Origin of the sequence: Bradyrhizobium sp. (genome assembly GCF_035935975.1) — a bacterium.
GTDB lineage: Bacteria > Pseudomonadota > Alphaproteobacteria > Rhizobiales > Xanthobacteraceae > Bradyrhizobium.
The window spans coordinates 76,890-100,125 of sequence record NZ_DASYWN010000030.1 but is presented as its reverse complement, the minus strand read 5'-3'; the positions used below and the strand labels follow the sequence as shown (position 1 = coordinate 100,125).

21 protein-coding genes are annotated in these 23,236 nt (G+C 65.0%); 14 read left to right on the top strand and 7 right to left on the bottom strand.

Annotation, left to right across the window (positions count from 1 at the left end; translation table 11 throughout):
• Positions 1–38: 38 nt before the first annotated feature.
• A complete protein-coding gene (locus VGR99_RS16355) occupies positions 39–1,433 on the bottom strand; it encodes a CoA transferase (protein ID WP_326899626.1) in 1,395 nt (464 codons plus the stop codon).
• Positions 1,434–1,547: 114 nt separating this feature from the next.
• On the opposite strand from VGR99_RS16355, the gene VGR99_RS16350 reads away from it, so the two are divergent.
• Positions 1,548–1,835 carry a hypothetical protein gene (locus tag VGR99_RS16350; protein WP_326899625.1) on the top strand — a complete coding sequence of 96 codons (288 nt, stop codon included), beginning with the start codon at positions 1,548–1,550 and terminating at the stop codon, positions 1,833–1,835.
• A gap of 284 nt (positions 1,836–2,119) precedes the next feature.
• Complete coding sequence (locus tag VGR99_RS16345) at positions 2,120–2,890, top strand: SDR family NAD(P)-dependent oxidoreductase (protein WP_326899624.1); 771 nt, start codon at positions 2,120–2,122, stop codon at positions 2,888–2,890.
• Positions 2,891–3,071: 181 nt separating this feature from the next.
• Here VGR99_RS16345 and VGR99_RS16340 read toward each other — a convergent pair whose 3' ends face one another.
• From VGR99_RS16340 to VGR99_RS16330, 3 genes are read right to left on the bottom strand one after another with little or no spacing between them, the layout of a single operon-like run.
• A complete protein-coding gene (locus tag VGR99_RS16340) occupies positions 3,072–6,446 on the bottom strand; it encodes an error-prone DNA polymerase (RefSeq protein ID WP_326899623.1) in 3,375 nt (1,124 codons plus the stop codon).
• Positions 6,443–8,035 (bottom strand): DNA polymerase Y family protein, encoded by a 1,593-nt coding sequence (locus VGR99_RS16335; protein WP_326899622.1) that lies wholly within the window; start codon positions 8,033–8,035, stop codon positions 6,443–6,445. Before VGR99_RS16335 ends, VGR99_RS16340 begins: the two co-directional genes overlap by 4 nt.
• Positions 7,932–8,720 (bottom strand): DNA repair protein, encoded by a 789-nt coding sequence (locus VGR99_RS16330; protein ID WP_326899621.1) that lies wholly within the window; start codon positions 8,718–8,720, stop codon positions 7,932–7,934. Before VGR99_RS16330 ends, VGR99_RS16335 begins: the two co-directional genes overlap by 104 nt.
• Before the next feature lie 163 nt (positions 8,721–8,883).
• Here VGR99_RS16330 and VGR99_RS16325 point away from each other — a divergent pair, with 163 nt between their 5' ends.
• The 3 genes from VGR99_RS16325 to VGR99_RS16315 all read left to right on the top strand — a co-directional run bounded on the left by VGR99_RS16325 (position 8,884) and on the right by VGR99_RS16315 (position 13,287).
• Positions 8,884–10,119 (top strand): putative DNA modification/repair radical SAM protein, encoded by a 1,236-nt coding sequence (locus VGR99_RS16325; RefSeq protein ID WP_326899619.1) that lies wholly within the window; start codon positions 8,884–8,886, stop codon positions 10,117–10,119.
• Positions 10,119–11,561, top strand: coding sequence for a UdgX family uracil-DNA binding protein (locus VGR99_RS16320; protein ID WP_326899618.1), 1,443 nt, complete (start codon positions 10,119–10,121; stop codon positions 11,559–11,561). The genes VGR99_RS16325 and VGR99_RS16320 overlap by 1 nt, the downstream gene beginning before the upstream one ends.
• Before the next feature lie 97 nt (positions 11,562–11,658).
• A complete protein-coding gene (locus VGR99_RS16315) occupies positions 11,659–13,287 on the top strand; it encodes an inorganic phosphate transporter (RefSeq protein WP_326899617.1) in 1,629 nt (542 codons plus the stop codon).
• Between the two features lie 75 nt (positions 13,288–13,362).
• Here VGR99_RS16315 and VGR99_RS16310 read toward each other — a convergent pair whose 3' ends face one another.
• Positions 13,363–14,535 (bottom strand): M20 aminoacylase family protein, encoded by a 1,173-nt coding sequence (locus VGR99_RS16310; protein ID WP_326899615.1) that lies wholly within the window; start codon positions 14,533–14,535, stop codon positions 13,363–13,365.
• Between the two features lie 187 nt (positions 14,536–14,722).
• On the opposite strand from VGR99_RS16310, the gene VGR99_RS16305 reads away from it, so the two are divergent.
• The 9 genes from VGR99_RS16305 to VGR99_RS16265 all read left to right on the top strand — a co-directional run bounded on the left by VGR99_RS16305 (position 14,723) and on the right by VGR99_RS16265 (position 21,228).
• Positions 14,723–16,342 (top strand): GMC family oxidoreductase, encoded by a 1,620-nt coding sequence (locus tag VGR99_RS16305; RefSeq protein WP_326899613.1) that lies wholly within the window; start codon positions 14,723–14,725, stop codon positions 16,340–16,342.
• 12 nt (positions 16,343–16,354) lie between these two features.
• The gene (locus VGR99_RS16300; RefSeq protein WP_326899612.1) at positions 16,355–17,236 is read left to right on the top strand and encodes an alpha/beta hydrolase; all 882 of its coding nucleotides are present in this window, start codon (positions 16,355–16,357) and stop codon (positions 17,234–17,236) included.
• Between the two features lie 269 nt (positions 17,237–17,505).
• Positions 17,506–18,447 carry a metallophosphoesterase family protein gene (locus VGR99_RS16295; protein ID WP_326899611.1) on the top strand — a complete coding sequence of 314 codons (942 nt, stop codon included), beginning with the start codon at positions 17,506–17,508 and terminating at the stop codon, positions 18,445–18,447.
• 19 nt (positions 18,448–18,466) lie between these two features.
• Positions 18,467–18,802, top strand: coding sequence for a cupredoxin family copper-binding protein (locus VGR99_RS16290; protein ID WP_326899610.1), 336 nt, complete (start codon positions 18,467–18,469; stop codon positions 18,800–18,802).
• A 127-nt stretch (positions 18,803–18,929) separates the two neighbouring features.
• On the top strand, positions 18,930–19,478 hold the full coding sequence (locus tag VGR99_RS16285) for a sigma-70 family RNA polymerase sigma factor (RefSeq protein WP_326899609.1): 549 nt from the start codon (positions 18,930–18,932) through the stop codon (positions 19,476–19,478).
• Positions 19,475–20,242 carry an anti-sigma factor gene (locus VGR99_RS16280; RefSeq protein WP_326899608.1) on the top strand — a complete coding sequence of 256 codons (768 nt, stop codon included), beginning with the start codon at positions 19,475–19,477 and terminating at the stop codon, positions 20,240–20,242. Before VGR99_RS16285 ends, VGR99_RS16280 begins: the two co-directional genes overlap by 4 nt.
• Positions 20,243–20,344: 102 nt before the next feature.
• Positions 20,345–20,530 carry a hypothetical protein gene (locus VGR99_RS16275; protein WP_326899607.1) on the top strand — a complete coding sequence of 62 codons (186 nt, stop codon included), beginning with the start codon at positions 20,345–20,347 and terminating at the stop codon, positions 20,528–20,530.
• 98 nt (positions 20,531–20,628) lie between these two features.
• Positions 20,629–20,910 carry a type II toxin-antitoxin system RelE/ParE family toxin gene (locus VGR99_RS16270; RefSeq protein ID WP_326899605.1) on the top strand — a complete coding sequence of 94 codons (282 nt, stop codon included), beginning with the start codon at positions 20,629–20,631 and terminating at the stop codon, positions 20,908–20,910.
• A 12-nt stretch (positions 20,911–20,922) separates the two neighbouring features.
• Complete coding sequence (locus VGR99_RS16265) at positions 20,923–21,228, top strand: HigA family addiction module antitoxin (RefSeq protein ID WP_326899604.1); 306 nt, start codon at positions 20,923–20,925, stop codon at positions 21,226–21,228.
• A gap of 26 nt (positions 21,229–21,254) precedes the next feature.
• Here VGR99_RS16265 and VGR99_RS16260 read toward each other — a convergent pair whose 3' ends face one another.
• Together VGR99_RS16260 and hpnO are read right to left on the bottom strand one after the other, a co-directional pair.
• Positions 21,255–21,659 (bottom strand): GFA family protein, encoded by a 405-nt coding sequence (locus VGR99_RS16260; RefSeq protein ID WP_326899603.1) that lies wholly within the window; start codon positions 21,657–21,659, stop codon positions 21,255–21,257.
• Positions 21,660–21,776: 117 nt separating this feature from the next.
• Complete coding sequence (gene hpnO / locus VGR99_RS16255) at positions 21,777–23,168, bottom strand: aminobacteriohopanetriol synthase HpnO (RefSeq protein ID WP_326899602.1); 1,392 nt, start codon at positions 23,166–23,168, stop codon at positions 21,777–21,779.
• Positions 23,169–23,236 lie beyond the last annotated feature (68 nt).

Sequence of the window (23,236 nt, the reverse complement as noted above, 5' to 3'; positions counted from 1 at the left end):
CGTTAAAATTTTGCGACGCGTCAGCTTCACGTCAGCTTTCAAGACGGCCACTTCGCCGAATGACTGCCGAGCGGCATCGCCGGGCGGCTCCATTGTGCCGGCGTCTTCGACAGCAGTGCCGAATGCTGCACCGCCTTCAACGTACCGAAGCCAGATGGCATGCTCTCGATGAACGCAGCATGTACGGCGTCGCCCGTAATATCCGGGGTATTCAGTCCGCCGTCGAGCCGGCCGAGATTCCACAGCCAGCGCCCTGTCTGAGCCAGCGATACGCGCACGTGCCAGCTGCCGCCTTCGCGGGATTGGCGCGCCTTGGCCATCATTGCGCCGAATGCCATCAGATAGCCAGTGGCGTGATCGAGCATCTGGGCCGGCAGTTCCTTGGGACCGTCGATGCCGGCGGCCTCCCCCTCGGCATGGTTGAAGCCGGTCGTGGTCTGCACCAGCGAGTCGAAACCGCGTCGCTCGGCCCAGGGGCCGGCATGGCCGTAGGCCGACAGCGTGACATAGACGATGCCGGGATTGATGCTGGCTGCATCTTCCGGCGCGAAGCCGAGAGCGGCGAGCGCGCGCGGGCGGTAACCTTGCGAGAAGATGTCGGCGTCTCTCAGCAGTTCGCGCATCTGCGCCCTGCCCGCTTCGCTCTTGAGCTCGATGAAGGTGGTGAGCTTGCCGCGGCCGGTGTCGATGGTGAGCCATGGGATGGCCGGCAGTTCCGGGCCTGAAACCAGCAGCACGTCGGCGCCGTGCGCAGCGAGCGTGCGGCCCGCAACGGGGCCGGCGATGACGCGGGAAAGATCGAGCACACGCAGGCCCGCGAGCGGACGATCGCCTTGCGGCCACGGCTTCGGCGCGGCTTCGCCGATCTTCTCGATCGAGATCAGCGGCAGTTCGGCGAGTGCACGCGCCTGCGGCAGCGCCGACCATTCGTCGTGGGAGCGCATGAGCGCGACGACGCCGCCCGCAGCATAGGCCGCGGTTTCAAAATCCTCGCCCTTCCACTGCATCAGCGCGGCCTGCACCTGCTCGCGCTCGGGCACGCAGCCGAGCACCTTGCAGACGGCGTCGCGATGATGCGGAAAGTTGGTGTGGCAGCGGACGAAGCGGTTGTCGCCGGTCTTGTAGACGCCGGCGATGGCGTCCCAGGCCGGTGGCGGCGGCTTGTCGTCGAGGCGTAAATAGCGCTCCGAGCGGCACTCGGCGACGGCGTGGCGCATGTCGACGGAAACATCCTGCGCCTCGCCGCTGCGCAAGCGCCAGATTTCGGCCGCAGCGAGCCCCGCGGCAGCGATCGTGGTCTGGCCGGCAACGGCGACGCGGAAGGAAGACGGGATCTGCGGTTCTTCACCGGTCAGATGCACGCGTTCGAGCGCGGCTGCATCGCCGCCGGCGGAGGTCCAGATGTCCTTGAGAATATCGGCGGGGCTTTGCATGACCGCTTCTCTCCCTTGTCGGGTTGAGCATGATCTTTTCGGAAAACCGCTGCGCACTTGTCCGGATCATGCTGTAATTTTCGCGACCATGTCATGATCGCAGAAAGGATTGCAATGGCCGCCATCGATCCCCTCACCGCAGGCGCCGTGTTCGTCGCAACGGCGGCCACCGACGCGGTCTATGTGATGTTCACCTCGGCCGTGGTCGCGCGCAAGCGCATGCCGGCGGCGACCTGGAGCGCGATCTGGTATCTGCTCTCGTCCTACGCCGTGATCAGCTACACCGAAAACGCCTTCTACGTCGCCTTCGCCGCGATCGGTTCCTGGGTCGGCGCCTATGCGTCGCTGACCTTCCTGCACCGCCCGCCCGGCGGCCCGCCGGTCGGCGCCGCGCCGGAGTGAAGGGAAAATTGTTACGAGCTTCGTAGGCTGGGCAAAGCGACTTGTCCGCCGTAGCTCGAAGAGCGAAGGCGGAAGCGTGCCCACCACCTTGTGCAAGTTGAGGGAATGGTGGGCACGGCGCTCACGCGCCTTTGCCCACCCTATGACTGTCCCGGCCTCGTCATTGCGAGCGCAGCGAAGCAATCCAGAATCCCTCCGCGGCCACAGTCTGGATTGTGGAGGCTTTTGAGTGTCGCTTGAAGCAGCTACACTCCCAGCGATCAACAACAAGGAAAACCAAAACAATGGATCTCGGCCTCAAAGGAAAAAACGCCATCGTGCTCGGCGGCACGCGCGGCATCGGGCGGGCGATTGCGGCGACGCTGGCCGGTGAAGGTGCCAATGTCGCAGTATGCGCGCGCAACGCGGATCAGGTTGCCGCGACCGTCACTGAATTGAAGGCGAGCGGCATCAACGCCACCGGCGGCGCGGTCGACGTCACCGACGGCGCGGCGCTGAAAGCCTGGATCGAGGCTGCTGCGAAGGAACTCGGCGGCGTCGATCTGCTGTTCTCCAATGCCGGCGCGATGTCACAGGGCCACGATCCCGCATCCTGGGAGCAGAATTTCCGGCTCGACGTGCTCGGCGCCGTGCACGCGTTCGACGCCGCGCGGCCGTTCCTCGAAGCCGGCGGCGAGCGAAGCGGCGATGCCGCCTTCGTCATCATCTCCTCGATCTCGGCAGCGCAAGCCGATCTCGCCAGCTCCTACGGCCCGATCAAGGCGGCGCTGATCCACATGGCCAAGGGACTGGCGCGGCAATACGCCAAGAAGAAGATCCGCGTGAATGTGGTCTCGCCCGGTACCGTCTATTTCAAGGGCGGCGTCTGGAACATGATCGAGCAGAACATGCCTGAGCGCTACAAGGACGCGATGAAGCGCAACCCGACCGGGCGGATGGCGACGCCACAGGAGATCGCGACCGCTGCGGTGTTTCTGGCAAGCCCGGTGTCGGCCTTCACGACAGGATCGAACCTGGTCGTGGATGGCGCGATCTCGAACCGGGTGAACTTTTGAGGGGCACACGCTCCTGCCAATTCCGTCATCCTGAGGTGCGAGCCGTGCGACGCAAGGCGGCGCACGGGGAGCCTCGAAGGATGCACGGGCGAGGTGCAGCGGGGCCGTCGTCCTTCGAGGGCCGCTGAAGAAGCGGCCACCTCAGGGTGACGGTGAGGGATTTGCGCGCGTTGAACTCGCCTCAATGAAAATCCCGCGACGGCGGCAGGATGCGGACGTTGCGCGGGTGGCGGATTTTCTGGGCGGGCATGTCCGCGAGGGCGCGGGGGTCGTCGTTGAGCGGCTCGACCACCGTGGCGCCTGCGGGCACCGGGTGCCTTCGGCTGAGCGCATCGTTGGCGAGACCGACCAGATCGTGCGAGCGGTCGATCATGCGCTGGGCGATCAGATGCGTGACCTTCTCGGGGCTGCTCTGGATATAGCCCTGGACCTCGATGAGGCGCGCGCCCATCACCTCTTTGCGGTACTGCTCCATGATCTTGGGCCACACCACGACATTGGCGATGCCGGTTTCGTCCTCCAGCGTCATGAACACGACGCCGCTGGCGCTGCCCGGCCGCTGCCGGACCAGCACCACGCCGGCGCAGCGAACGCGGCGCCGTTCGTTTTCGTGGCTGATCTCCTTGCAGGCGACGATCCGCTCGCGGGAAAACATCTCGCGCAAGAATTCCATCGGGTGGCCCTTCAGCGATAGCCGGATGGTCTGGTAGTCCGCGACCACCTGCTCGGCGCGCGGCATCACCGGCAGCGGTTTTGCGTGCTCGTCCGGCTGCTCGCGTGCGGTCGCCGCCTCGAACAGCGGCAGCGGCACGTCGTCGGGCAGCCGCCGCACCTGCCACAGCGCCTCGCGGCGGTCGAGCCCGAGTGAACGGAACGCATCGGCATCGGCGAGCAGGATCAGCGCGCGCTTGGGCAGGCCGGTGTCGCGGGCAAAATCCTCGAGCGAGGTGAAGGGCCGGCGCTTGCGGGCGGCGATGATGCGGTCGGCCCAGTCTTCCTGAATGACATGGATCTTGCCTTGCCGTTTCGCCTGCTCCGCTTTGAGGAACTCCTCATCGGGATCGAGCCAATGGAAGCCGTCGATCTGGCGGAAGCCGAGGCGTACGGCGCAATACTCGTTCTTCGTGTTCTCCAGCGTGTTCTGCGCAAAGCTATGGGAGACATCAATATCGCGCACCTCGACGCGGTTCTTGCGGGCATCGCTGACGATCTGCGCGGGGGCGTAAAAGCCCATCGGCTGCGAGTTCAACAGGCCGCAGCAGAAGGCGTCGGGATGATGATATTTCAGCCATGACGAGATGTAGACGAGCTGGGCAAAGCTCGCGGCATGGCTCTCCGGGAAGCCGTAGGAGCCGAAGCCCTTGATCTGGTCGAAGCAGCTTCTGGCGAAGTTGGGATCGTAGCCGCGCGCGACCATGTTGCCGATCAGCTTCTCCTCGTATTGGCCGATGGTGCCGACATTGCGGAAGGTCGCCATCGAGCGGCGCAGGCCGTTGGCCTCCTCGGAGGTGAAGTGCGCGGCCTCGATCGCAATGCGCATCGCCTGCTCCTGGAACAGCGGCACGCCCAACGTTTTGTGCAGCACATTGTAAAGCTCGTCCTTGTCGCCGTGGTCCGGCGACGGAGACGGATAGCTCACCTTTTCCAGACCATTCCGCCGCCTCAAGTAAGGATGCACCATGTCGCCCTGGATCGGACCCGGACGCACGATCGCGACCTCGATGACGAGATCGTAGAAGGTTCGTGGCTTCAGGCGCGGCAGCATGTTCATCTGGGCACGGCTTTCGACCTGGAAGACGCCGAGCGATTCCCCTTCACACAGCATGTCGTAGACCTCAGGGTCGTCCTGCGGGACGGTCGCCAGAACCCAACGCTTGCCCTTGTGCCGGTCGATCAGATCAAAGCACTTCCGGATGCAGGTCAGCATGCCCAGCGCGAGCACGTCGACCTTCATCATGCTGAGCGCGTCGACGTCGTCCTTGTCCCATTCGATGAAGGTGCGGTCATCCATCGCGGCGTTGCCGATCGGCACATAGGTATCGAGCCGGTCCTGGGTCAGCACATAGCCGCCGACATGCTGGGAGAGATGGCGCGGGAATTCGATCAGCTCGGTCGCAAGCTCGACCGCGAGGTTGATCATGGGATTTTGCGGATCGAGCCCGGCCTGCCGGACCTGCATGTCGTTGAGGCCCTTGCCCCAGCTTCCCCAGACGGTGTCGGCGAGCGCTGCGGTGACGTCCTCGGTCAGGCCCAGCGCCTTGCCGACGTCGCGGATGGCGCTGCGCGGGCGATAATGGATGATTGTGGCGATGATCGCGGCGCGGTGGCGGCCGTAACGGCGATAGACATATTGCATCACCTCCTCGCGGCGCGAATGCTCGAAATCGACGTCGATATCGGGCGGCTCGAGCCGCTCCTTGGAGATGAAGCGCTCGAACAGCAAATCGACCTTGGTCGGATCGACCGAGGTGATGCCGAGCACGTAGCAGACGGCCGAGTTCGCCGCCGATCCCCGGCCCTGGCACAGGATGTTCTGGCTGCGCGCGTAATGCACGATGTCGTGCACGGTGAGGAAGTAATGCGCGTATTTCAGCTCGGCGATCAGCGCGAGCTCCTTCTTGAGCGTGGCGCGCAGCTTGTCATCGATCTCTCCGCCAAAATATTTGTCGACGCCCGCCCAGGTCAGGTCCTCCAGATGTCCTTGCGCGGTCTTGCCCGGCGGCACGGGTTCGTCCGGATACTGGTATTTGAGCTGGTCGAGCGAAAAGTCGATCCTGTCGGCAAAGCGCATGGTCTCCGCGATCGCCTCGGAGAAATCGCGGAACAGCCGCGCCATCTCGCGAGGCGTCTTCAAAAAGCGCTCGGCATTGGCTTCGAGCTTGCGTCCGACCGCCTCGATCGTGGTCTTTTCCCGGATGCAGGTGAGCACGTCCTGAAGCGGACGGCGGCCGGGATCGTGATAGAGCACCTCGTTGGTCGCGAGCAGCGGCACCTTTGCCTTTGCGGCGAGATCGTCGAGCCGCGCCAGGCGGCGGCGGTCGTCGCCGCGATAGATCAGGCTCGCCGCCAGCCACACGCCCTCGGCGCGACTGGTCTTGAGTTTTGAAAGCACATCCAGTGCCTGCGCATCATCAAACCGATGCGGCAACGTCAGGATCAGGAGCTGACCTTGCGAAAACGCGAGCAGATCGGCGAAGGTGAGACGGCATTCGCCCTTCTCGATCCGCGTGATGTCGTCGCCGCGCTTGCCGCGGGTGAGAAGCTGGCACAGCCGGCCATAGGCGGCGCGGTCGCTCGGATAGACAAAAATGTCGGGTGTGCCGTCGATGAAGACGATACGCGCGCCGATCAGGAGCTTCGGCTTGTGCAGCACCTTGTCATTGTCGAGCTCCTTGTAGGCGCGCACCACGCCGGCCAGCGTGTTGTGGTCGGCAATGCCGATCACGGGGATGCCAAGCTCGCTGGCCTGATGCACATAGGCGCGTGGATCCGAGCCGCCGCGGAGAAAGGAGAAGTTCGTGGTGATGCCGATCTCGGCATAAGCAGGCGTGTTCATGCGAAAAGACCGTGCACATACCAGTTGGGCGGAGCGGGCTTGCCGTCGGCGTCGAACACCTCGCCCTCGTAAAGACCATCGCGAAAGATCCAGAAGCGCAGGCCCTCGGCATCCTCGATGCGGAAATAATCCCGGGTGAGCTGCTTGCCGTCCTGCCGCCACCATTCCATGGCGATGCGCTCGGGCCCTTCCACCCGCACCACCGCATGTTTCGCGCGCCGCCAGGTGAATTGATGCGGCGGGCCGTCGGGCACGGTCGCGAACGGCACGGTGACCGGCTCCGGCTTGTCGAACAGTCTGAGCGGACGCAGCGGCGGCTCGCCCTCGGCGCGCGCCGGCCACTCGGCCTGCATGGCCGCTGCCAGATGATGCTGCGCGGGCGCGGCCAGCACGGCCTGCTCGGGGATATGGGTATCCTCAGGCAGGTGCACGATGACGCGCTTGCCGCCGATGCGCGCGGCGATGCGGTCGATCAGCGCGGCGAGTTCGTCATTGTCGTGGACGTGGGCATCGAGATCGCGCTGCTCCTGCAGCACGATCTCGGTGCGGCTCGCCGACAGCCGCACCATGTCGAAGCCGAAGCCGGGATCGAGGGGATCGGCGAGCGCATCGAGGCGCTCGCGGAACAGGCGGTCGATCACCGCGCTCCGCGTCACGGGACGCCCGGTCTCGACCATGATCGTGCGCACCACGCCGTCGGTACGGAAGAACGCGGCCTCCAGACGGCGCGCGCCCTTGCCCTGCTTCTCCATCGACGCGATCAATGTGTCGGCCAGCCGCGACAGCGTCATCGCGATCATGGTGTCGGTCGCGATCGGCTCGGCGAAACGTTTCTCGACGATATAGTCGGGCAGCGGCTTTCGCGGATTGATCGGTGCATCGCCCTGCCCCAGCGCATGCGCGAGCAGCGTGGAAAACCGTGCGCCGAACCGCGCCGTGATCTCGCTCGGCGAACGCGAGGCGACATCGCCGATGGTCTTCAGCCCGGCACGGCGCAAGCCCGTGGTGATGGCCTCGCCCGCGCCGAGCGCGGACACCGGAAACCGGTCGATCGCCGCCGCTTCCCCGCCATCGGCGACGATGATGCCGGGCATCTGCCGCGTCAGCGTGCGCGCGCAAACCGAGGTGCCGGCAATCGCCGCGCTGACGGCAAAGCCCTGCCGGGCGAGCGCACGGACCAGCGTCTTCAGTAGCGCGGCTTCCCCGCCGAACAGATGCGCGCAGCCGGTGATGTCAAGGAATAGCCCGTGCGGCGGATCGAGCGCTACCAACGGCGTGAAGCGGTCGCACCAGTCGGCGATGTCGCTGAGCGTCTTGGCATCGGCCACGACGTCGGCGTCGAACACTTTTAGATCCGGACACATCGCCCGCGCATTCGCGAGCGGCTGGCCGATGTGCAGGCCGAGGCGCTCGGCGGCTTCGTCGAGTGCATAAATCACCAGCGCATTGTTCTCCTTGGTGACAACAATGCTGGGCTCGTTGGGTTTACCCAGCCCGGCGCTGCCAAGGAAGCGCTGGATCCGGTCGATGGGCAGGCGCGGCAGCCACAGGCTGAGGATACGCCGACGGTTCACTGAACTGGCACTCATCACATTTCCATTCCATGATCCACCGGCCGCACGGGCCATGACGATTGCGCAAGAGTTCGGCATCGAAGCGCGGCGCGCCCCAGGCACTCCAGGCTGCGCCCGGCGGCGAATGCGCGGCGCGCAGCATCCATCGTGTCTCCGCGGTCGAGGGCAGCGGTTGCGCGGCCATGCGCAGCATCAGACCGGTGACGCCGGACGATTGCGCGGCCAGCGTCAGCTTCCGGCTCGCGACGAGATCGAACTGTCTCGTCTCGCCCCAGAGCTCGAGCACGACGGCGCCGAGCGCATCGCAGGCGAGCGCATCGGCCGAGGTGCGCAGCGCGCTCTCGACATCGGCGGCGCGCACCATCACCACGCGGCGCGGATCGAGACCAAGCTCGGCGAGCCCGCTCATCGACAGCGCGCCGGCCTCGAGTTCCGAAAAATCCTGCCGCACCCACAGCAGCGGCCGCTGTGCCGAGACGCGCTCCGCAAGGCCCATCACGAAACCCGTCGCGGCCGTGCCCTGCCGCCCCTCGCAAAACACCTCGTGGATCGCCGCGCGCGCGAGACCGCCCTTCAGCACGGCATCGGCCTCGCCATGGCCGAGCGCGACGCGATCGTGCTGATGCACGATCTCCGCCGTCTCGATGCGCTCGATCTGGCCGCGCAAGGTCGCAAGCGCGCTCATCCGTGCGCCGCTCATGCTCGCCGCTCCTTCAGGGGTGATTGCCGAGGTTCTCAAAAATAAGAACCTGCGGCTGGCTCATTTGTTCATGATATGTTCTAATATAAAGCTAACGCCGCGCGGAGAGTCAATCGAATTGGCAGACTTTCGGATTCATGAGCGGAATCAAAGGGATTTGGGCATGGACGTGCAACGCAAGCTGGAAATTCTCGCGGATGCCGCCAAGTACGACGCATCCTGCGCCTCCAGCGGCACCGAGAAGCGGGATTCCAGCGACGGCAAGGGCATGGGCTCGACCGCGCCGGGCATGGGCATCTGCCATTCCTATGCGCCGGACGGACGCTGCATCTCGCTGCTCAAGGTGCTGCTGACCAATGCCTGCAATTACGATTGCCTCTATTGCGTCAACCGCGCCTCCTCGAACGTGCCGCGCGCCCGCTTCACCATCGACGAGGTGGTCAAGCTGACGCTCGACTTCTACCGGCGCAATTACATCGAGGGCCTGTTCCTCTCCTCCGGCATCATTCGCAGCCCCGACTACACGATGGAGCAAGTGGTCAGTGTCGCGCGCAAACTGCGCGAGGAGCATCAGTTCCGTGGCTACATTCATCTCAAGACCATTCCAGAGGCCGACGATGCGCTGATCGCGGAGGCCGGCAGATATGCCGACCGTCTCTCCATCAACATCGAGATGCCGGAGGAGACGAGCCTGCAGCAATTCGCGCCGGAGAAGGACGTCCGCGCGATCCGCCGCACCATGGGCCGGCTGCGGCTGAAGCTCGACGAGGCCGAGGACAACCGAAACACAAAGACGAAGGCAAAGCCGCAGCGTTTCGCACCCGCTGGACAAAGCACGCAGATGATCGTCGGCGCTGACAGCGCGAACGACCACACCATTCTCCACACCAGCGCCAATCTCTACGGTTCCTACCGGCTGCGGCGCGTCTACTACTCCGCCTTCAGCCCGATCCCCGATGCCAGCCGCGCCCTGCCTCTGGTGCAGCCACCGCTGCTGCGCGAGCACCGGCTCTACCAGGCCGACTGGCTGATGCGGTTCTATGGTTTCGACGTCGGCGAGATCGTCGACGACAGCGCAATGCTGCCGCTCGACATCGACCCGAAGCTCGCCTGGGCGTTGCGCCACCGCGACCGCTTTCCGCTCGACGTCAACCGGGCAAGCCGCGAGGAATTGTTGCGCGTGCCGGGCTTCGGCACCAAGGCGGTCGAGCGCATCATCGCGACGCGGCGCACCACCACGATCCGCCTCTCCGATCTCGCGCGGCTGCATGTGCCTCGCAACAAAGCGCTGCCGTTCATCGTCCTCAGCGATCACCGCCCCTCGCCGCATCGCCTCGATGCTGCCGGGCTGATCGAGCGGTTCAAGCCGAAGGCAACACAACTAAGGTTTGGCTTCTGATGCAGTACATCATCCTCGACACCGACACCGATTTCGACGGCTGGCGCAAAGCCGCGCGCTCGCTCGTGCTTCATCATGTGGAGCCTGCCGACATCACCTGGACCGTGCAGGGCAGCGAAGCGGAGCTGTTCGCGCCGCCCGCGCCGTCTCCGATCCTCGAGGTGAACGACGGCACCTTCAACGTGTCAGGCAAATTCGTCGACCTCGCCCAGGCCGCGATCCTGCATCGCGATGTCGAGCGATTTGCGATCCTCTATCGCCTGCTCTGGCGACTGAAGGACAATCACGATCTCATCGAGGTCGCGACCGATCCTGATGTCGCGCAGGTCACGTCCATGGCGAGAGCCGTCCGTCGCGACGAGCACAAGATGCATGCCTTCGTCCGCTTCCGCGAGATCGGCCGGGAGCGCGACGCCTACTACGTCGCCTGGTTCGAGCCGGAGCATCACATCGTCGAGCTCGCCGCGCCCTTCTTCGCAAAACGCTTTGCCGATATGCCGTGGTCGATCCTGACGCCGGACCTCTGCGCGCATTGGGACGGTCATGCGCTCTCGTTCACGCCGGGCGTGAGCAAGAGCGAGGCGCCGGGCGAAGACCGGCTGGAGGAGACCTGGCGGCGCTACTACGCCAGCATCTTCAATCCGGCGCGCCTGAAGGTGAAGGCGATGCAGACGGAGATGCCGAAGAAATACTGGAGGAACCTGCCCGAGGCCTCGATCATTAAACCCCTGATCGAGGATGCCGAGCGCATGACCGGCGCCATGATCGCCAATGCCGCAACCGATCCGCACAAGCCTCAGAAGCGGCCGGAGGCTCCGATGACACGCAAGCCTGCCACCGACGATCTCGAAGCGCTTCGCGAGGAGGCCGCGCATTGCCGCGCCTGCCCGCTCTACAGGGACGCGACCCAGACCGTGTTCGGCGAAGGCCCTGAGAACGCGACCATCATGCTGGTCGGCGAGCAGCCCGGCGACAAGGAAGACCTCGCCGGTCATCCCTTCGTCGGTCCGGCCGGCCAGATGCTCGACCGCGCGCTCGAGGAAGCCGGCGTCGACCGCAAGAAGGTCTACGTCACCAACGCCGTGAAGCACTTCAAATTCGTGCCACGCAGAAAGATCCGCCTGCACCAGAAGCCGGCGACGCCGGAGATCAAAGCGTGCCGGCAATGGTACGAGCGGGAAGTTTCGGCAATCCAACCCGAGCTCATCGTGGCGATGGGCGCCACCGCCGCGCACAGCGTGTTCGGCAAGATCACTCAGATCGGAAAGACCCGAGGCCGGCTCATAGACCTGCCCGACGGACGCAAGGCGCTGGTGACGGTGCACCCGTCCTATCTGCTGCGGCTGCCTGATCCGGAAGCGAAGGTGCTGGAATATCAGCGTTTTGTCGAAGACCTGAAGATTGCCGCCGGCCTGCAGAAGAAGGCCCCGCGCGCCGCCTAAATACGGGTGGGAAAGCGGCTTTTCGACGCAGCTGTCATCCAGCCTTCAAATCCTTCGCGGACAATAGCCCTTCCAATTAGTTAAGGGGCGTCCAAAAATGACAGATGTTGCATTCGACCGTGCGGTAGGCGATCCGGCGCCTGTCCAGCCTGCTTCCCGGCCCAATCTCGACAAGGGCTTCAATCCGCTGACGATGATCCTGTTCTTCGGCATCCTCGCCGCGGGTCTCTTGTTCGTCGCCTACAGCATCTATTCCGATGTCGATGCGACCGGCACCAAGGTCACGAGCTACGTTCCCTACATGCTGCTGTTCGTCGCGCTCCTGATCGCGCTCGGCTTCGAATTCGTCAACGGCTTCCACGACACCGCCAACGCGGTGGCAACCGTGATCTACACCCACTCGCTGCCGGCGGAATTCGCGGTGATGTGGTCCGGCCTGTTCAACTTCCTCGGCGTGTTGACGTCAACCGGCGCCGTGGCGTTCGGCATCGTCTCGCTGCTGCCGGTGGAGCTGATCCTTCAGGTCGGCTCCAGCGCCGGCTTTGCGATGGTGTTCGCGCTGCTGATCGCCGCGATCCTCTGGAACCTCGGCACCTGGGCCTTCGGCCTGCCGGCCTCGTCCTCGCACACGCTGATCGGCTCGATCATCGGCGTCGGCGTCGCCAACGCGCTGATGCGCGGCCGCGACGGCACCTCGGGCGTGGACTGGGGCAAGGCCACCGAAATCGGCTATGCGCTGCTGCTGTCGCCGCTCGTCGGCTTTATCTGCGCCGCCGGCCTGCTGCTTCTGCTCAAGATGATCGTCAAGAACCCGGCGCTCTACGCCGCGCCTGAGGGCCACAAGGCCCCGCCGATCTGGATCCGCGGCCTGCTGATCCTGACCTGCACCGGCGTCAGCTTCGCGCATGGTTCGAACGACGGCCAGAAGGGCATGGGCCTGATCATGCTGATCCTGATCGGCACCGTGCCGACCGCCTATGCGCTCAACCGCGCGCTGCCGGAGTCGCAGGTCGCCCAGTTCCAGAAGGTCTCGGACGCCGCCTCCAAGGTGATCGCGGCCAAGGGCGCCGGCCACGCGATCATCGGCGATCCCCGTCCTGCGGTGACGCAGTACATCACCTCGCACCACATCAGCGAAGGCACCTATCCCTCGCTGTCGGTGCTGGTGAAGGATGTCGGCGACCAGGTCGCCAAGTACGGCTCGCTCAACAAGGTGCCGGCGGAAGTCGTCGGCAACACCCGTAACGACATGTACCTGACCTCGGAAGCGATCCGCTTCCTGATGAAGGACAAGGAAAACGACCTCAACAAGGAAGAGGTCGCGACCTTGAACGCCTACAAGGGCGGGCTCGACAGCGCGACCAAGTTCATCCCGACCTGGGTGAAGGTTGCTGTGGCGATCGCGCTCGGCCTCGGCACCATGGTCGGCTGGAAGCGCATCGTCGTGACCGTCGGCGAGAAGATCGGCAAGACCCACCTGACCTACGCGCAAGGCGCCTCCGCCGAGCTCGTCGCCGCCGCCACCATTGCTGCCGCCGACAATTTCGGCCTGCCGGTGTCGACGACGCATGTGCTGTCGTCAGGCGTCGCGGGCGCGATGGCCGCGAACGGCTCGGGTCTTCAGGTCTCCACCATCAGGAACATGGTGATGGCCTGGGTGCTGACCCTGCCCGTCGCCATCCTGCTGTCGGGCACGCTCTACGTGATCTTCTCGCGCATCTTCTGAGCGGATTGCACCACTCAAACAACAAAGGGCCCGTGCGATGCACGGGCCCTCTTCATTTGTATTCCGAACTCGGCGCTACGACGCCGCCAGCGATTCCTCGACCAGCTTGACCCAGTAGGACGTGCCGTAGACGATCGCCTCGTCGTTGAAATTGTAGGCGGGGTGATGCAGGCCGGCGCTGTCGCCGTTGCCGCAGAAGATGAAGGCGCCCGGGCGCGCTTCCAGCATGTAGGCGAAATCCTCGCCGCCCATCAGCGGCGGCATCTCGTGCACATTGGCATCGCCGGCGACGTGCTTTGCGATGCGCCGCGCCACCTCGGTCTCCGCGGCGTGGTTGTTCACGACGGGATAGTTGCGCTTGTAGTGCAGATCGATCTTGGCGCCGGTGATCTGCGCGACGCCCGCGACCACTTCGTGCACACGCTTCTCGACGAGCTTGCGCACCTCCGGCGACAGCGTGCGGATGGTGCCCCGCAGGGTCGCCGTCTGCGGAATGACGTTGCGGGCGTTGCCGGCGTGGAATTCGCAGATCGAGATCACGGCCGATTCCAGCGGATCGACGCTGCGCGCGACGATCGACTGCAGCGCCGTGATCACCTGCGCGCCGACCAGTACAGAATCGATACATCTGTGCGGACGCGCGGCATGGCCGCCGAGGCCCTCGATATTGATGTCGACCTCGTCGGTCGCCGCCATGATCGGGCCGGGCCGGATCGCGAAGGAGCCGACAGGAATGCCCGGACCATTGTGCATGCCGTAGACCTGCTCGATGCCGAAACGCTCCATCAGGCCGTCCTTGACCATGGCCGCGCCGCCGGCGCCGCCCTCCTCGGCCGGCTGGAAGATCACCACGGCATCGCCGGCGAAGTTGCGGGTCTCGGCGAGATAGCGCGCGGCGCCGAGCAGCATCGCGGTGTGGCCGTCATGGCCGCAGGCGTGCATCTTGCCCGGGGTCTTGGAGGCGTAAGGCAGGTTGGTCTGCTCGTCGACAGGGAGCGCATCCATGTCGGCGCGCATGCCGATCACCTTGAGTCCGTCACCGGCCGGCTTGTTGCCCTTGATCACGCCGACCACGCCGGTCTGGCCGAGGCCGGTCACGACCTCGTCGCAGCCGAACTCGCGCAGGCGGTCCGCAACGAATGCTGCAGTGCGGTGGACGTCGTAGAGAAGCTCGGGATGCTCATGGATGTCCCGGCGCCAGGCCTGAATATCGGGTTGAAGGTCGGCGACGCGGTTCACGATGGGCATGGAGGGGTCTCAAGCTTTGTTGAAAATACAGGACTGTCTACCATGCAAGCACCAGTCCACCCAACTGCCTGACATCGGGGCCTAGCCCTGCCCGCCTGGCATGGCCGGACTTGTGGTCCGCTTGTCTTGGCCCGCCGCGTCTGCCTATTAGGACGGAACGTCAAATGACCATCCGGGTGGAAGCAGAATGCCAAGACGGCTCGAAGGTGAGTTTGATTACATCGTCGTCGGCGCCGGCACGGCCGGCTGCATCCTCGCCAACCGGCTCTCGGCCGCACCCGGGAACCGCGTCCTCATTCTGGAGGCCGGCGGCGACGACAACTGGATCTGGTTCCACATTCCGGTCGGCTATCTCTTCGCGATCGGCAATCCGCGCTCGGACTGGATGTTCAAGACCGAGGCCGAGCCCGGGCTGAACGGCCGCGCGCTCGCTTATCCCAGAGGCAAGGTGATCGGCGGCTGCTCGGCGATCAACGCCATGATCTCGATGCGCGGCCAAGCCGCCGATTACGATCATTGGCGCCAGCTCGGCATGACCGGCTGGGGCTATGACGATGTGCTGCCGCTGTTCAAGCGGCTCGAAGACCATTTCCTCGGCGCGAGCGAGCATCACGGCACTGGCGGCGGCTGGCGCATCGAGGCGCCGCGGCTGTCGTGGGATGTTCTCGACGCCGTCGGCGATGCCGCCGAGGAGATGGGCATCAAGCGCATCCCGGATTTCAACACAGGCGACAACGAAGGCACGAGCTATTTCCACGTCAACCAGAAGCGCGGCCGGCGCTGGTCGTCGGCGCGCGGCTTCCTCAAGCCGGCGCTGAACCGTCAGAACCTGCGGCTCGAGAAGCATGTGCTGGTCGACCGTCTCATCATCGAGCAGGGCCGCGCCGTCGGCGTGCGCTTCATGCAGAACGGCGAGATCATCGAGGCACGCGCGAAACGCGAGGTGGTGCTCTCGGCCGGCTCGATCGGCTCGGTGCAGGTGCTGCACCGCTCCGGCATCGGTCCCGCCGACTGGCTATCGCCGCTCGGCATCGACATCGTCATGGACAAGCCCGGCGTGGGGCGCAATCTGCAGGACCATCTGCAGCAGCGCGCGATTTACAAGGTCGAAGGCGTGCGCACGCTGAACGAGACCTACTACAATTTGTTCCGCCGTGGCCTGATGGGCCTCGATTACGCCTTCCGCCGCCGCGGTCCGCTGACCATGGCGCCGTCTCAGCTCGGCATCTTCACGCGCTCGGATGCGACGCGAGCCCGCGCCAACATCCAATTCCATGTGCAGCCGCTGTCGCTCGACAAGTTCGGCGATCCCCTGCACCGCTTCCCCGCGATCACGGTGAGCGCCTGCAATCTCCAGCCGACCTCGCGCGGCACCGTGCGGCTGCGCTCGGCGAGCCCGGACGAGAAGCCGATCATCGCGCCGAACTATCTGTCGACCGATGACGATCGCCAGGTCAGCGCCGACGCCATCCGCACCACCCGCCGCCTGATGCAGCAGAAGGCGCTCGCAAAGTATCGCCCGAGCGAATACCTGCCCGGCCCCGCCGTCGGCGACGACGATGCCTCGCTCGCCAAGGCCGCCGGCGACATCGGCACCACCATCTTCCATCCCGTCGGCACCGCCAAGATGGGCGCGGTGAGCGATCCCATGGCGGTGGTCGACGAGCGGCTGCGCTTCTACGGCCTCAGCGGCCTTCGCATCGTCGATGCCTCGATCATGCCGACCATCACCTCGGGCAACACCAACACGCCGACCGCAATGATCGCCGAGAAGGGCGCAACGATGATCATGGAGGATGCGAAATAGCATCCGGTCCCCATGATCAATCCGCAGCGCTTTTCCATCGAGCCCGCCGGCGCAGAGATCGCCATGCTGCAATGGGGCGAGAGCGGCAAGCCGCCCGCCCTGCTCGTGCACGGCACCGGTTTCGTCGCCGACGTCTGGGACGAGGTCGCGCGCGAGCTTGCCTCGACCTACACCGTCTACGCACACGACCGCCGCGGCCATGGCGCCAGCCACAAGCCCAGCACCTATCACTTCCTGGATTATGCCGACGACGTCTGCCGGGTGATCGACGCGCTCGGGCTGCGCGATGTCTACGGCATCGGCCACAGCGCGGGCGCGACCGATCTCCTGCTCGCGGCAAAGCTCTTGCCCGGACGTTTCACGCGCCTGTTCGTGATGGAGCCGACCATCATGGACCCGCGCGCGGCGCGCGCCGGCGGATTGGACGAGGACTCTCTGTCCCGCGTGCAAGGCGCGCTGCGCCGTCAGGCGGAATTCGACAGCCTGGACGTCGTCTTCGAGCGCTACCGCGCGGCGCCGGTATTTGCGGATTGGACCGAAACGTCGCTGCGGGCCTATGTGCGCCACGGCTTCGTGCCGCTCGAAGACGGCCGTGCCCGGCTCTGCTGCACGCCCGAGATCGAGTCGGCGATGCTGCGTCCGATCTACGAGGCGATGACGCAGGTCTACGTTGGCGATGCCCGCGGCAATCCGTTTGCCTCGCTCGCCGAGATCGACTGCCCGGTGCGCGTCACGACCGCCGCGAAGTCATGGCCGGTCTACAAGGTGATGGCCGCGCGCGCAGTGTCGCTGATTCCACGCGTCAGCACGCGGGTGTTCGAGGACGCCGGGCATTGCGTCGCGCAGGAAGTGCCGGCGGCCGTGGTGGAAGCGGTGAGAGAGTTTTCAAACTAGGTCCCGTGCCCCGGACGCGGCGCGCCACCATAAGCGCGTTCACGCGCGTCTTCGACGCGCTATGGTGATGCGCTGCTGAGCCGGGGCCCATCCCGCCGCGCACTCCGTGCCGCTTTCTGGGTCCCGGCTCTGCGCAGCAACGCTCCGCGTTGCAGCGCGTCCGGGACAAGAGAGCCACCTCACGAAAACGTCATCGCCTCCGGGAATAAGTCCCTCCCTCCCCCGATCACCTCCCCGAAGCCCAATTCCGGGCGAAGTGGAGACGTGGGATGAGCGGACACGATCACGGAGACGGCGTCAGCCGCCGCAAGGTGCTGGAATGCATGACCTGGGCCGGCACCGGGGTGCTCTGGACGGTCACGGGCGGCGTGCCGCGCTCGCTCGGCATTATTGATTCCGCTGAGGCCGCGACCGCGGCGGCCCCTGGCATGACATTCCTGCAGATCAGCGACAGCCATGTCGGCTTCGACAAGCCGGCCAATCCCAACGCGCTCGGCACGCTGGAAGAAGCCATCAACAAGATCAACACGATGCCGGCAAAACCGTCGTTCATGATCCACACTGGCGACATCACCCACCTGTCCAAGGCCGCCGAGTTCGACAATGCCGATCGCATCATCTCGCAGAGCAAGCTCGACGTGCACTACGTACCCGGCGAGCATGATTTCCTCGATGAAGAAGTGAAGTTCTATCGCGAGCGTTACGGCCGCGGCACCAAGGGGGCGGGCTGGTACTCGTTCGATGCCGGCGGCGTGCACTTCGTCGGCCTCGTCAACGTCGTCGACCTCAAGGCCGGCGGCCTTGGCAACCTCGGCGCCGACCAGCTCGCCTGGCTCGAGGACGACCTGCGCGGCAAGTCGAAATCGACGCCTGTCGTCTTGTTCGCCCATATCCCGCTCTGGACCGTCTATCCGGAATGGGGCTGGGGCACCGAGGACGGCGGCCGCGCGCTGGAGCTCGTGAAGGGCTTTGGCTCGGTCACCGTGCTCAACGGCCACATCCACCAGGTGATGCAGAAGGTCGAGGGCAACGTCACCTTCCACACCGCGCGCTCGACCGCCTTCCCGCAGCCGGCGCCGGGAACCGCTCCCTCGCCCGGTCCGATGAAGGTGGAGGACGCAAAACTCCGCGGCATGCTCGGCGTTGCCAGCATCAACTTCAAGCAGAACGAGCAGCGGCTCGCGATCATCGACACGCCGCTGCAGGGCTAAGGTTGAACGGAAGCTGACAATGAAGACACTCAATCGCCGCGACTTCGGCGTCGACCTCGGTCTCGCTTTGGCCGCGGCCATCCTGCTGCCCGCAACAAGCGCCCGCGCCGACGACATGGAAGTGCATATCGACAATTTCGTGTTCCAGCCGGCCGAGCTCAAGATCAAGGTCGGCACCACCGTGACCTGGACCAACCGGGACGACATCCCCCACACCGTGGTGTCGGCCGGCAAGTTCAGGTCCAAGACCTTGGACACTGACGACAAGTTCTCGTTCACCTTCACCAATGCGGGTGACTACAAGTATTTTTGTTCGCTGCACCCGCACATGACGGGGATGATCAAGGTTGAGTAACAGCTCGAACCAAGGCATCAACGTCTTGCCCGGCCGGTGGTCCCACGCCGGCCGGGCTCGTGTGCCGTCGGTCACACACAGGGACGAAACGAAGCCGCGAACGGAACAAGAGGCAGAGCGAGGAGCGATGCCCGCCAACGACGATTTGCAGAAGGCACAGCGCTTTCGCGAGGCGGCGCTGCCCTATCTCGACGACGTCTACACGCTCGCGCGCTATCTCTTGCGCGACGCCTCCGACGCCGAAGACGCGGTGCAGGAGTGCTACCTGCGTGCGCTGAAGCATTTCGACAGCTATCGCGGGCCGGCGATGAAACCCTGGCTGTTCGCGATTCTGCGCAACGTCTGCAACGCCGAATATGCGCGGCGCGCGCACCGGCCCAGCGCGATCGAGGACACGCCCGGCGCCGCCGACCAGACGCCGATCTGGCAGGAGAGCGAGGCGAGCCCCGAAACCGAAATGCTGCGCAGCCGCGATGCCGGCGCCATCCGCAAGCTGATCGACGCGCTCGCCGAGCCGTTCAAGGAAACATTCGTGCTGCGGGAGATCAACAACCTGTCCTATCGTGAAATCGCCGCGGCCGCCGGCGTGCCCGTCGGCACCGTGATGTCCCGCCTCGCCCGCGCCCGCGCCATGCTGCGCGCGGCCTGGACGGCGGAAGAGGAGCAAGCAAGATGACCTGCGACGAAGCAAAGATCCTGCTTCACGCGCTGCTCGACAACGAGCTCGATGCCGGCAATGCGCGCGAGGTCGAAGCCCATATCGCGGGCTGTCCGGACTGCGCCGCGGAATTCGCCGCACAGCGCGAGATGCAGCGCGTGCTGGCCGAGACCGACCTGCGCTACACCGCGCCCGCAAGCCTGCGCAGCCGCATCGAGGCCTCGCTGCCGCAGCCGCAGCGCCAGCAACCGAGCCGCCGCTCCGTGCTGCGCGGCTTTGCGATGGGCTCGGCTGTCTCCGCGCTCGCCGCCTCGGGCGTCGTCGCCGTGGTGCTGCGCCAGGACGACCAGCAGAGAATCCTGTCGGAGGTCGTCTCCGCGCATCTGCGCTCGCTCCAGGCCGGACACCTGATCGACGTCGTCTCCACCGACCAGCACACCGTGAAGCCGTGGTTCAACGGCAAGCTCGACGTCGCTCCGCCCGTGATCGATCTCACCGCGCAGGGCTTTACGCTGGTCGGCGGCCGGCTCGACTATATCGACGCGCGCGCCATCGGCGCGGTCGTCTACAAGCGCCGGCAGCATGTGATCAATTTGTTCGTGGCGCAAACGTCGAGCATCGAGCACCGGCCACCGAAGACGCAGACCATGCAGGGCTTCAACTGCCGCCGCTGGGGCGAGCGCGGCCTGAACTTCTGGGCCGTCAGCGACATCGGCGCCGACGAGCTCGCCGAGTTCGTCGACAAGTTCGAGGTGGCGATGAGGACGAATGTCGAGGGGTAACAGCCTCGCCTGGCCACCGGCCACATGAGCATTCAACCGTGAGGGGTCTCACGGTCCTCCTGAGCGCGGCGCTGCAGACTGCAGCAATCAAGGAGGACAGAAATGATTCCGCTACTGATTGTCTGCACCAGCCTGCCATCGATGTTCGCCGCCGGCTGCGCCGCATGGCTTGCCCTGAAAGACCGCAAGCAATGGGTGTGGTTCGGCGGCCTCGCCGTACTCGCAGGATTCGCCGGTCTCGTAACCCTGAACCTGATGCATATCTGGCTCTATGCCGGGCGATGCTGAGGCGCCACCAGCGTTGCTCGCGGAAGGGCAGGCTGAAGATGTATCAAGAGCTGATACAAATTCCTTGCGTGTGTATCAGTTCATGATACATTGCTCGCGTGATCAGGACGTTTCGGGACAAAACAACTGAAGCGGTCTTTAACGGCGAAAGCCCCAAGGGCTTTCCGGCCGATCTGGTGAAGGTTGCGCGCCGGAAATTGCGCTATCTTCACGCGGCAGGTGAACTCAGCGACTTGAGGGCACCGCCCGGCAACCGCCTCGAAGCCCTCACGGGCGATCGCAAGGGGCAGCACTCGATCAGAATCAACGACCAGTTCCGGGTGTGCTTCGTTTGGACCGCACAGGGGCCTGCAGAGGTCGAGATCGTGGACTATCACTAGGAGAGCGCGACGATGGCCAAGAAACTCAAGCCCATGCATCCTGGCGAGGTTCTGCGGGAAGAATTTCTGATCCCGCTGAACATGTCCGCCGGCGCTCTCGCCAAGGCATGCGGCCTGCCGCGCACGCGTATCGAGCGGATTGCGAGTGAGCAGACCGGGATCACCGCCGACACTGCCCTTCGGCTTGGCAAGGCGCTGGGCACGACCGCCGAGCTTTGGCTCAATCTTCAGAACGATTACGACATCCAGATCGCCAAACGCGATCTCGGCAAAGCGCTCGACAGCATCGAGACAGTGAACAAGCCGAGGGCGGCCTGATAGATGGTGCCGTACCGCAGATGCCCTTAGTCGAGCGGAGGAAACCGTTCAAACACGGGCAGTTCATGCGCCCGCTCCATCCAGCCAATCCGCTCGGCGACCTGGATGTGCATCACGGCCGGAACGGCATCGGGGTCGTCATAGGTGCCGCTCTGGATGTCGATGATCCCAGGCATCAGGTTCTCGTTGATGTAGAACAGTCCCGTGCCGCAATCGGCGCAGAAGTGCCGCCGTCCATGCTCGGAGGAATGATAGATCCTGGGCTGGCCGCGCACCACCTTGACCGCGTCGCGCGGATACATCGCCCAGCCGACCATCGGTGCGCCGGAGTGGCGACGGCAATCCGTGCAATGGCAGAGCGCGTGCACCATCGTGTCGCCGTTCACTTCATAGCGGATCGCGCCGCAATGACAGCCGCCAGTCACAGGCATGTGCTCACTCCTCTCCCGGTCAGGTCAATGCCGGGAAAGTAAGTGCCGATTTGGAGTTTCAGGAGGCGGGCTGCTTCAGCAGGTCGCACGTCGCGACACCACGCCGCGGCGAAGGCCTCAGGCCGACCGCCGCACCGCGTTGTCCACCAGCGTCTTGCCGAGCGACCAGATCGCGCCGGGGACCTTGTGGCTGCCGGCGATGACGTCGTCGAACGCCTTCTCGATCCAGCTGCAGTCTTCCTCGGTGATGGTGAGCGGCGGCAGCAGCTTGATGGTGTGGCTGCCGTGACCGGCGACCTGCGTCAGGATCTTGTGATCCTTGAACAGCGGCACGGTGATGAGCTGGCAGAACAGGCCCTTGTTGGCAGCCTCCAGCACGTTCCACGACGCACGCAGGCGGAGCGACTTCGGCGGACCGAACTCGACGCCGATCATCAGGCCCTTGCCGCGGACTTCCTTCATCAGCTCGTAGCCGGGCACCATGCGCGTCAGCGCGAGGCGCAGCTCGGCGCCGCGCTTGGCGGCGGACTCGATCAGCTTCTCGGATTCCATGACGTCGAGCGTGGCGATGCCCGCGGCCATCGCGAGGTCGTTCTTCGAGAAGGTCGAGCCGTGCACGACCGCGCGGTCCATCTGGTTGAAGATCTTGTCGAAGATGCTCTTGCGCGTCAGCACCGCGCCGACCGGCACGTGGCCGCCGGACAGCGACTTCGACAGCAGCACCATGTCGGGCTCGACGTTCCAGTGCTCGACCGCCAGGAAGCGGCCGGTGCGGCCCATGCCGGTCTGGATCTCGTCGGCGACGAACAGCGTGCCGTATTTCTTGCAGAGCGCGGCCGCGCCCGGCAGGAATTCGTCGGTGGGCATGTTGACGCCCTTGCCCTGGATCGGCTCGACGACGAACGCTGCGACCTCGCGCGAGGCCAGCGCCTTTTCCAGCGCGGCCAGGTCGTTGAACGGAATCGAGGTGCAGCCCGGCAGCAGCGGCTCGAAGCCGGTGCGGAAGTTCGAATCACCGGTCAGCGACAGCGCACCATAGGTCAGGCCGTGATAGCCGTGGGCGCAGTAGACGATGCCGGGACGCCCCGTCGCGCCTCGCGCGAACTTGATCGCGGCCTCGACGCATTCGGCGCCGGAATTGGCGAAGAACGCCTTGTCCAGATACGGGACGTATTTCAGCAGGCGCTCGGCCAGCACGCCGGCGAGCGTCGAGACGTCGAACTGGACGAGATTCGGCAGGTCGGCGTCGAGCACGCTCTTGAGCGCCTCGCGCATCACCGGATGGTTGCGCCCGATCGCAAACACGCCAAAGCCGGACAGCAGGTCGAGATAGCGCGCGCCCTCGCGGTCGTAGAGGTACTGCCCCTGCCCCTTCTGGAAGCCGACATCGTAACCGATGGTCTTCAGGACCCGGACGAACTGCTCGTTCAGATACCGATTATGCAGGGTGCTGCGCTGGGCCTGCCGGTCCGCGAACAGCTGAGACATGTCTGGATTTGGACTGTGCATCCGCTACATACTTCGGTTGAGGGCCGTCTCGTCAACTGAAAACGGACCGTTGACTGAAAACGGTCAGT

Bases quoted from the DNA above. Each gene is read 5' to 3' on its own strand.
- VGR99_RS16355 (WP_326899626.1), bottom strand. From the start codon at position 1,433: ATGCAAAGCCCCGCCGATATTCTCAAGGACATCTGGACCTCCGCCGGC.
- VGR99_RS16350 (WP_326899625.1), top strand. From the start codon at position 1,548: ATGGCCGCCATCGATCCCCTCACCGCAGGCGCCGTGTTCGTCGCAACG.
- VGR99_RS16345 (WP_326899624.1), top strand. From the start codon at position 2,120: ATGGATCTCGGCCTCAAAGGAAAAAACGCCATCGTGCTCGGCGGCACG.
- VGR99_RS16340 (WP_326899623.1), bottom strand. From the start codon at position 6,446: ATGAACACGCCTGCTTATGCCGAGATCGGCATCACCACGAACTTCTCC.
- VGR99_RS16335 (WP_326899622.1), bottom strand. From the start codon at position 8,035: ATGAGTGCCAGTTCAGTGAACCGTCGGCGTATCCTCAGCCTGTGGCTG.
- VGR99_RS16330 (WP_326899621.1), bottom strand. From the start codon at position 8,720: ATGAGCGGCGCACGGATGAGCGCGCTTGCGACCTTGCGCGGCCAGATC.
- VGR99_RS16325 (WP_326899619.1), top strand. From the start codon at position 8,884: ATGGACGTGCAACGCAAGCTGGAAATTCTCGCGGATGCCGCCAAGTAC.
- VGR99_RS16320 (WP_326899618.1), top strand. From the start codon at position 10,119: ATGCAGTACATCATCCTCGACACCGACACCGATTTCGACGGCTGGCGC.
- VGR99_RS16315 (WP_326899617.1), top strand. From the start codon at position 11,659: ATGACAGATGTTGCATTCGACCGTGCGGTAGGCGATCCGGCGCCTGTC.
- VGR99_RS16310 (WP_326899615.1), bottom strand. From the start codon at position 14,535: ATGCCCATCGTGAACCGCGTCGCCGACCTTCAACCCGATATTCAGGCC.
- VGR99_RS16305 (WP_326899613.1), top strand. From the start codon at position 14,723: ATGCCAAGACGGCTCGAAGGTGAGTTTGATTACATCGTCGTCGGCGCC.
- VGR99_RS16300 (WP_326899612.1), top strand. From the start codon at position 16,355: ATGATCAATCCGCAGCGCTTTTCCATCGAGCCCGCCGGCGCAGAGATC.
- VGR99_RS16295 (WP_326899611.1), top strand. From the start codon at position 17,506: ATGAGCGGACACGATCACGGAGACGGCGTCAGCCGCCGCAAGGTGCTG.
- VGR99_RS16290 (WP_326899610.1), top strand. From the start codon at position 18,467: ATGAAGACACTCAATCGCCGCGACTTCGGCGTCGACCTCGGTCTCGCT.
- VGR99_RS16285 (WP_326899609.1), top strand. From the start codon at position 18,930: ATGCCCGCCAACGACGATTTGCAGAAGGCACAGCGCTTTCGCGAGGCG.
- VGR99_RS16280 (WP_326899608.1), top strand. From the start codon at position 19,475: ATGACCTGCGACGAAGCAAAGATCCTGCTTCACGCGCTGCTCGACAAC.
- VGR99_RS16275 (WP_326899607.1), top strand. From the start codon at position 20,345: ATGATTCCGCTACTGATTGTCTGCACCAGCCTGCCATCGATGTTCGCC.
- VGR99_RS16265 (WP_326899604.1), top strand. From the start codon at position 20,923: ATGGCCAAGAAACTCAAGCCCATGCATCCTGGCGAGGTTCTGCGGGAA.
- VGR99_RS16260 (WP_326899603.1), bottom strand. From the start codon at position 21,659: ATGCCTGTGACTGGCGGCTGTCATTGCGGCGCGATCCGCTATGAAGTG.
- hpnO (WP_326899602.1), bottom strand. From the start codon at position 23,168: ATGCACAGTCCAAATCCAGACATGTCTCAGCTGTTCGCGGACCGGCAG.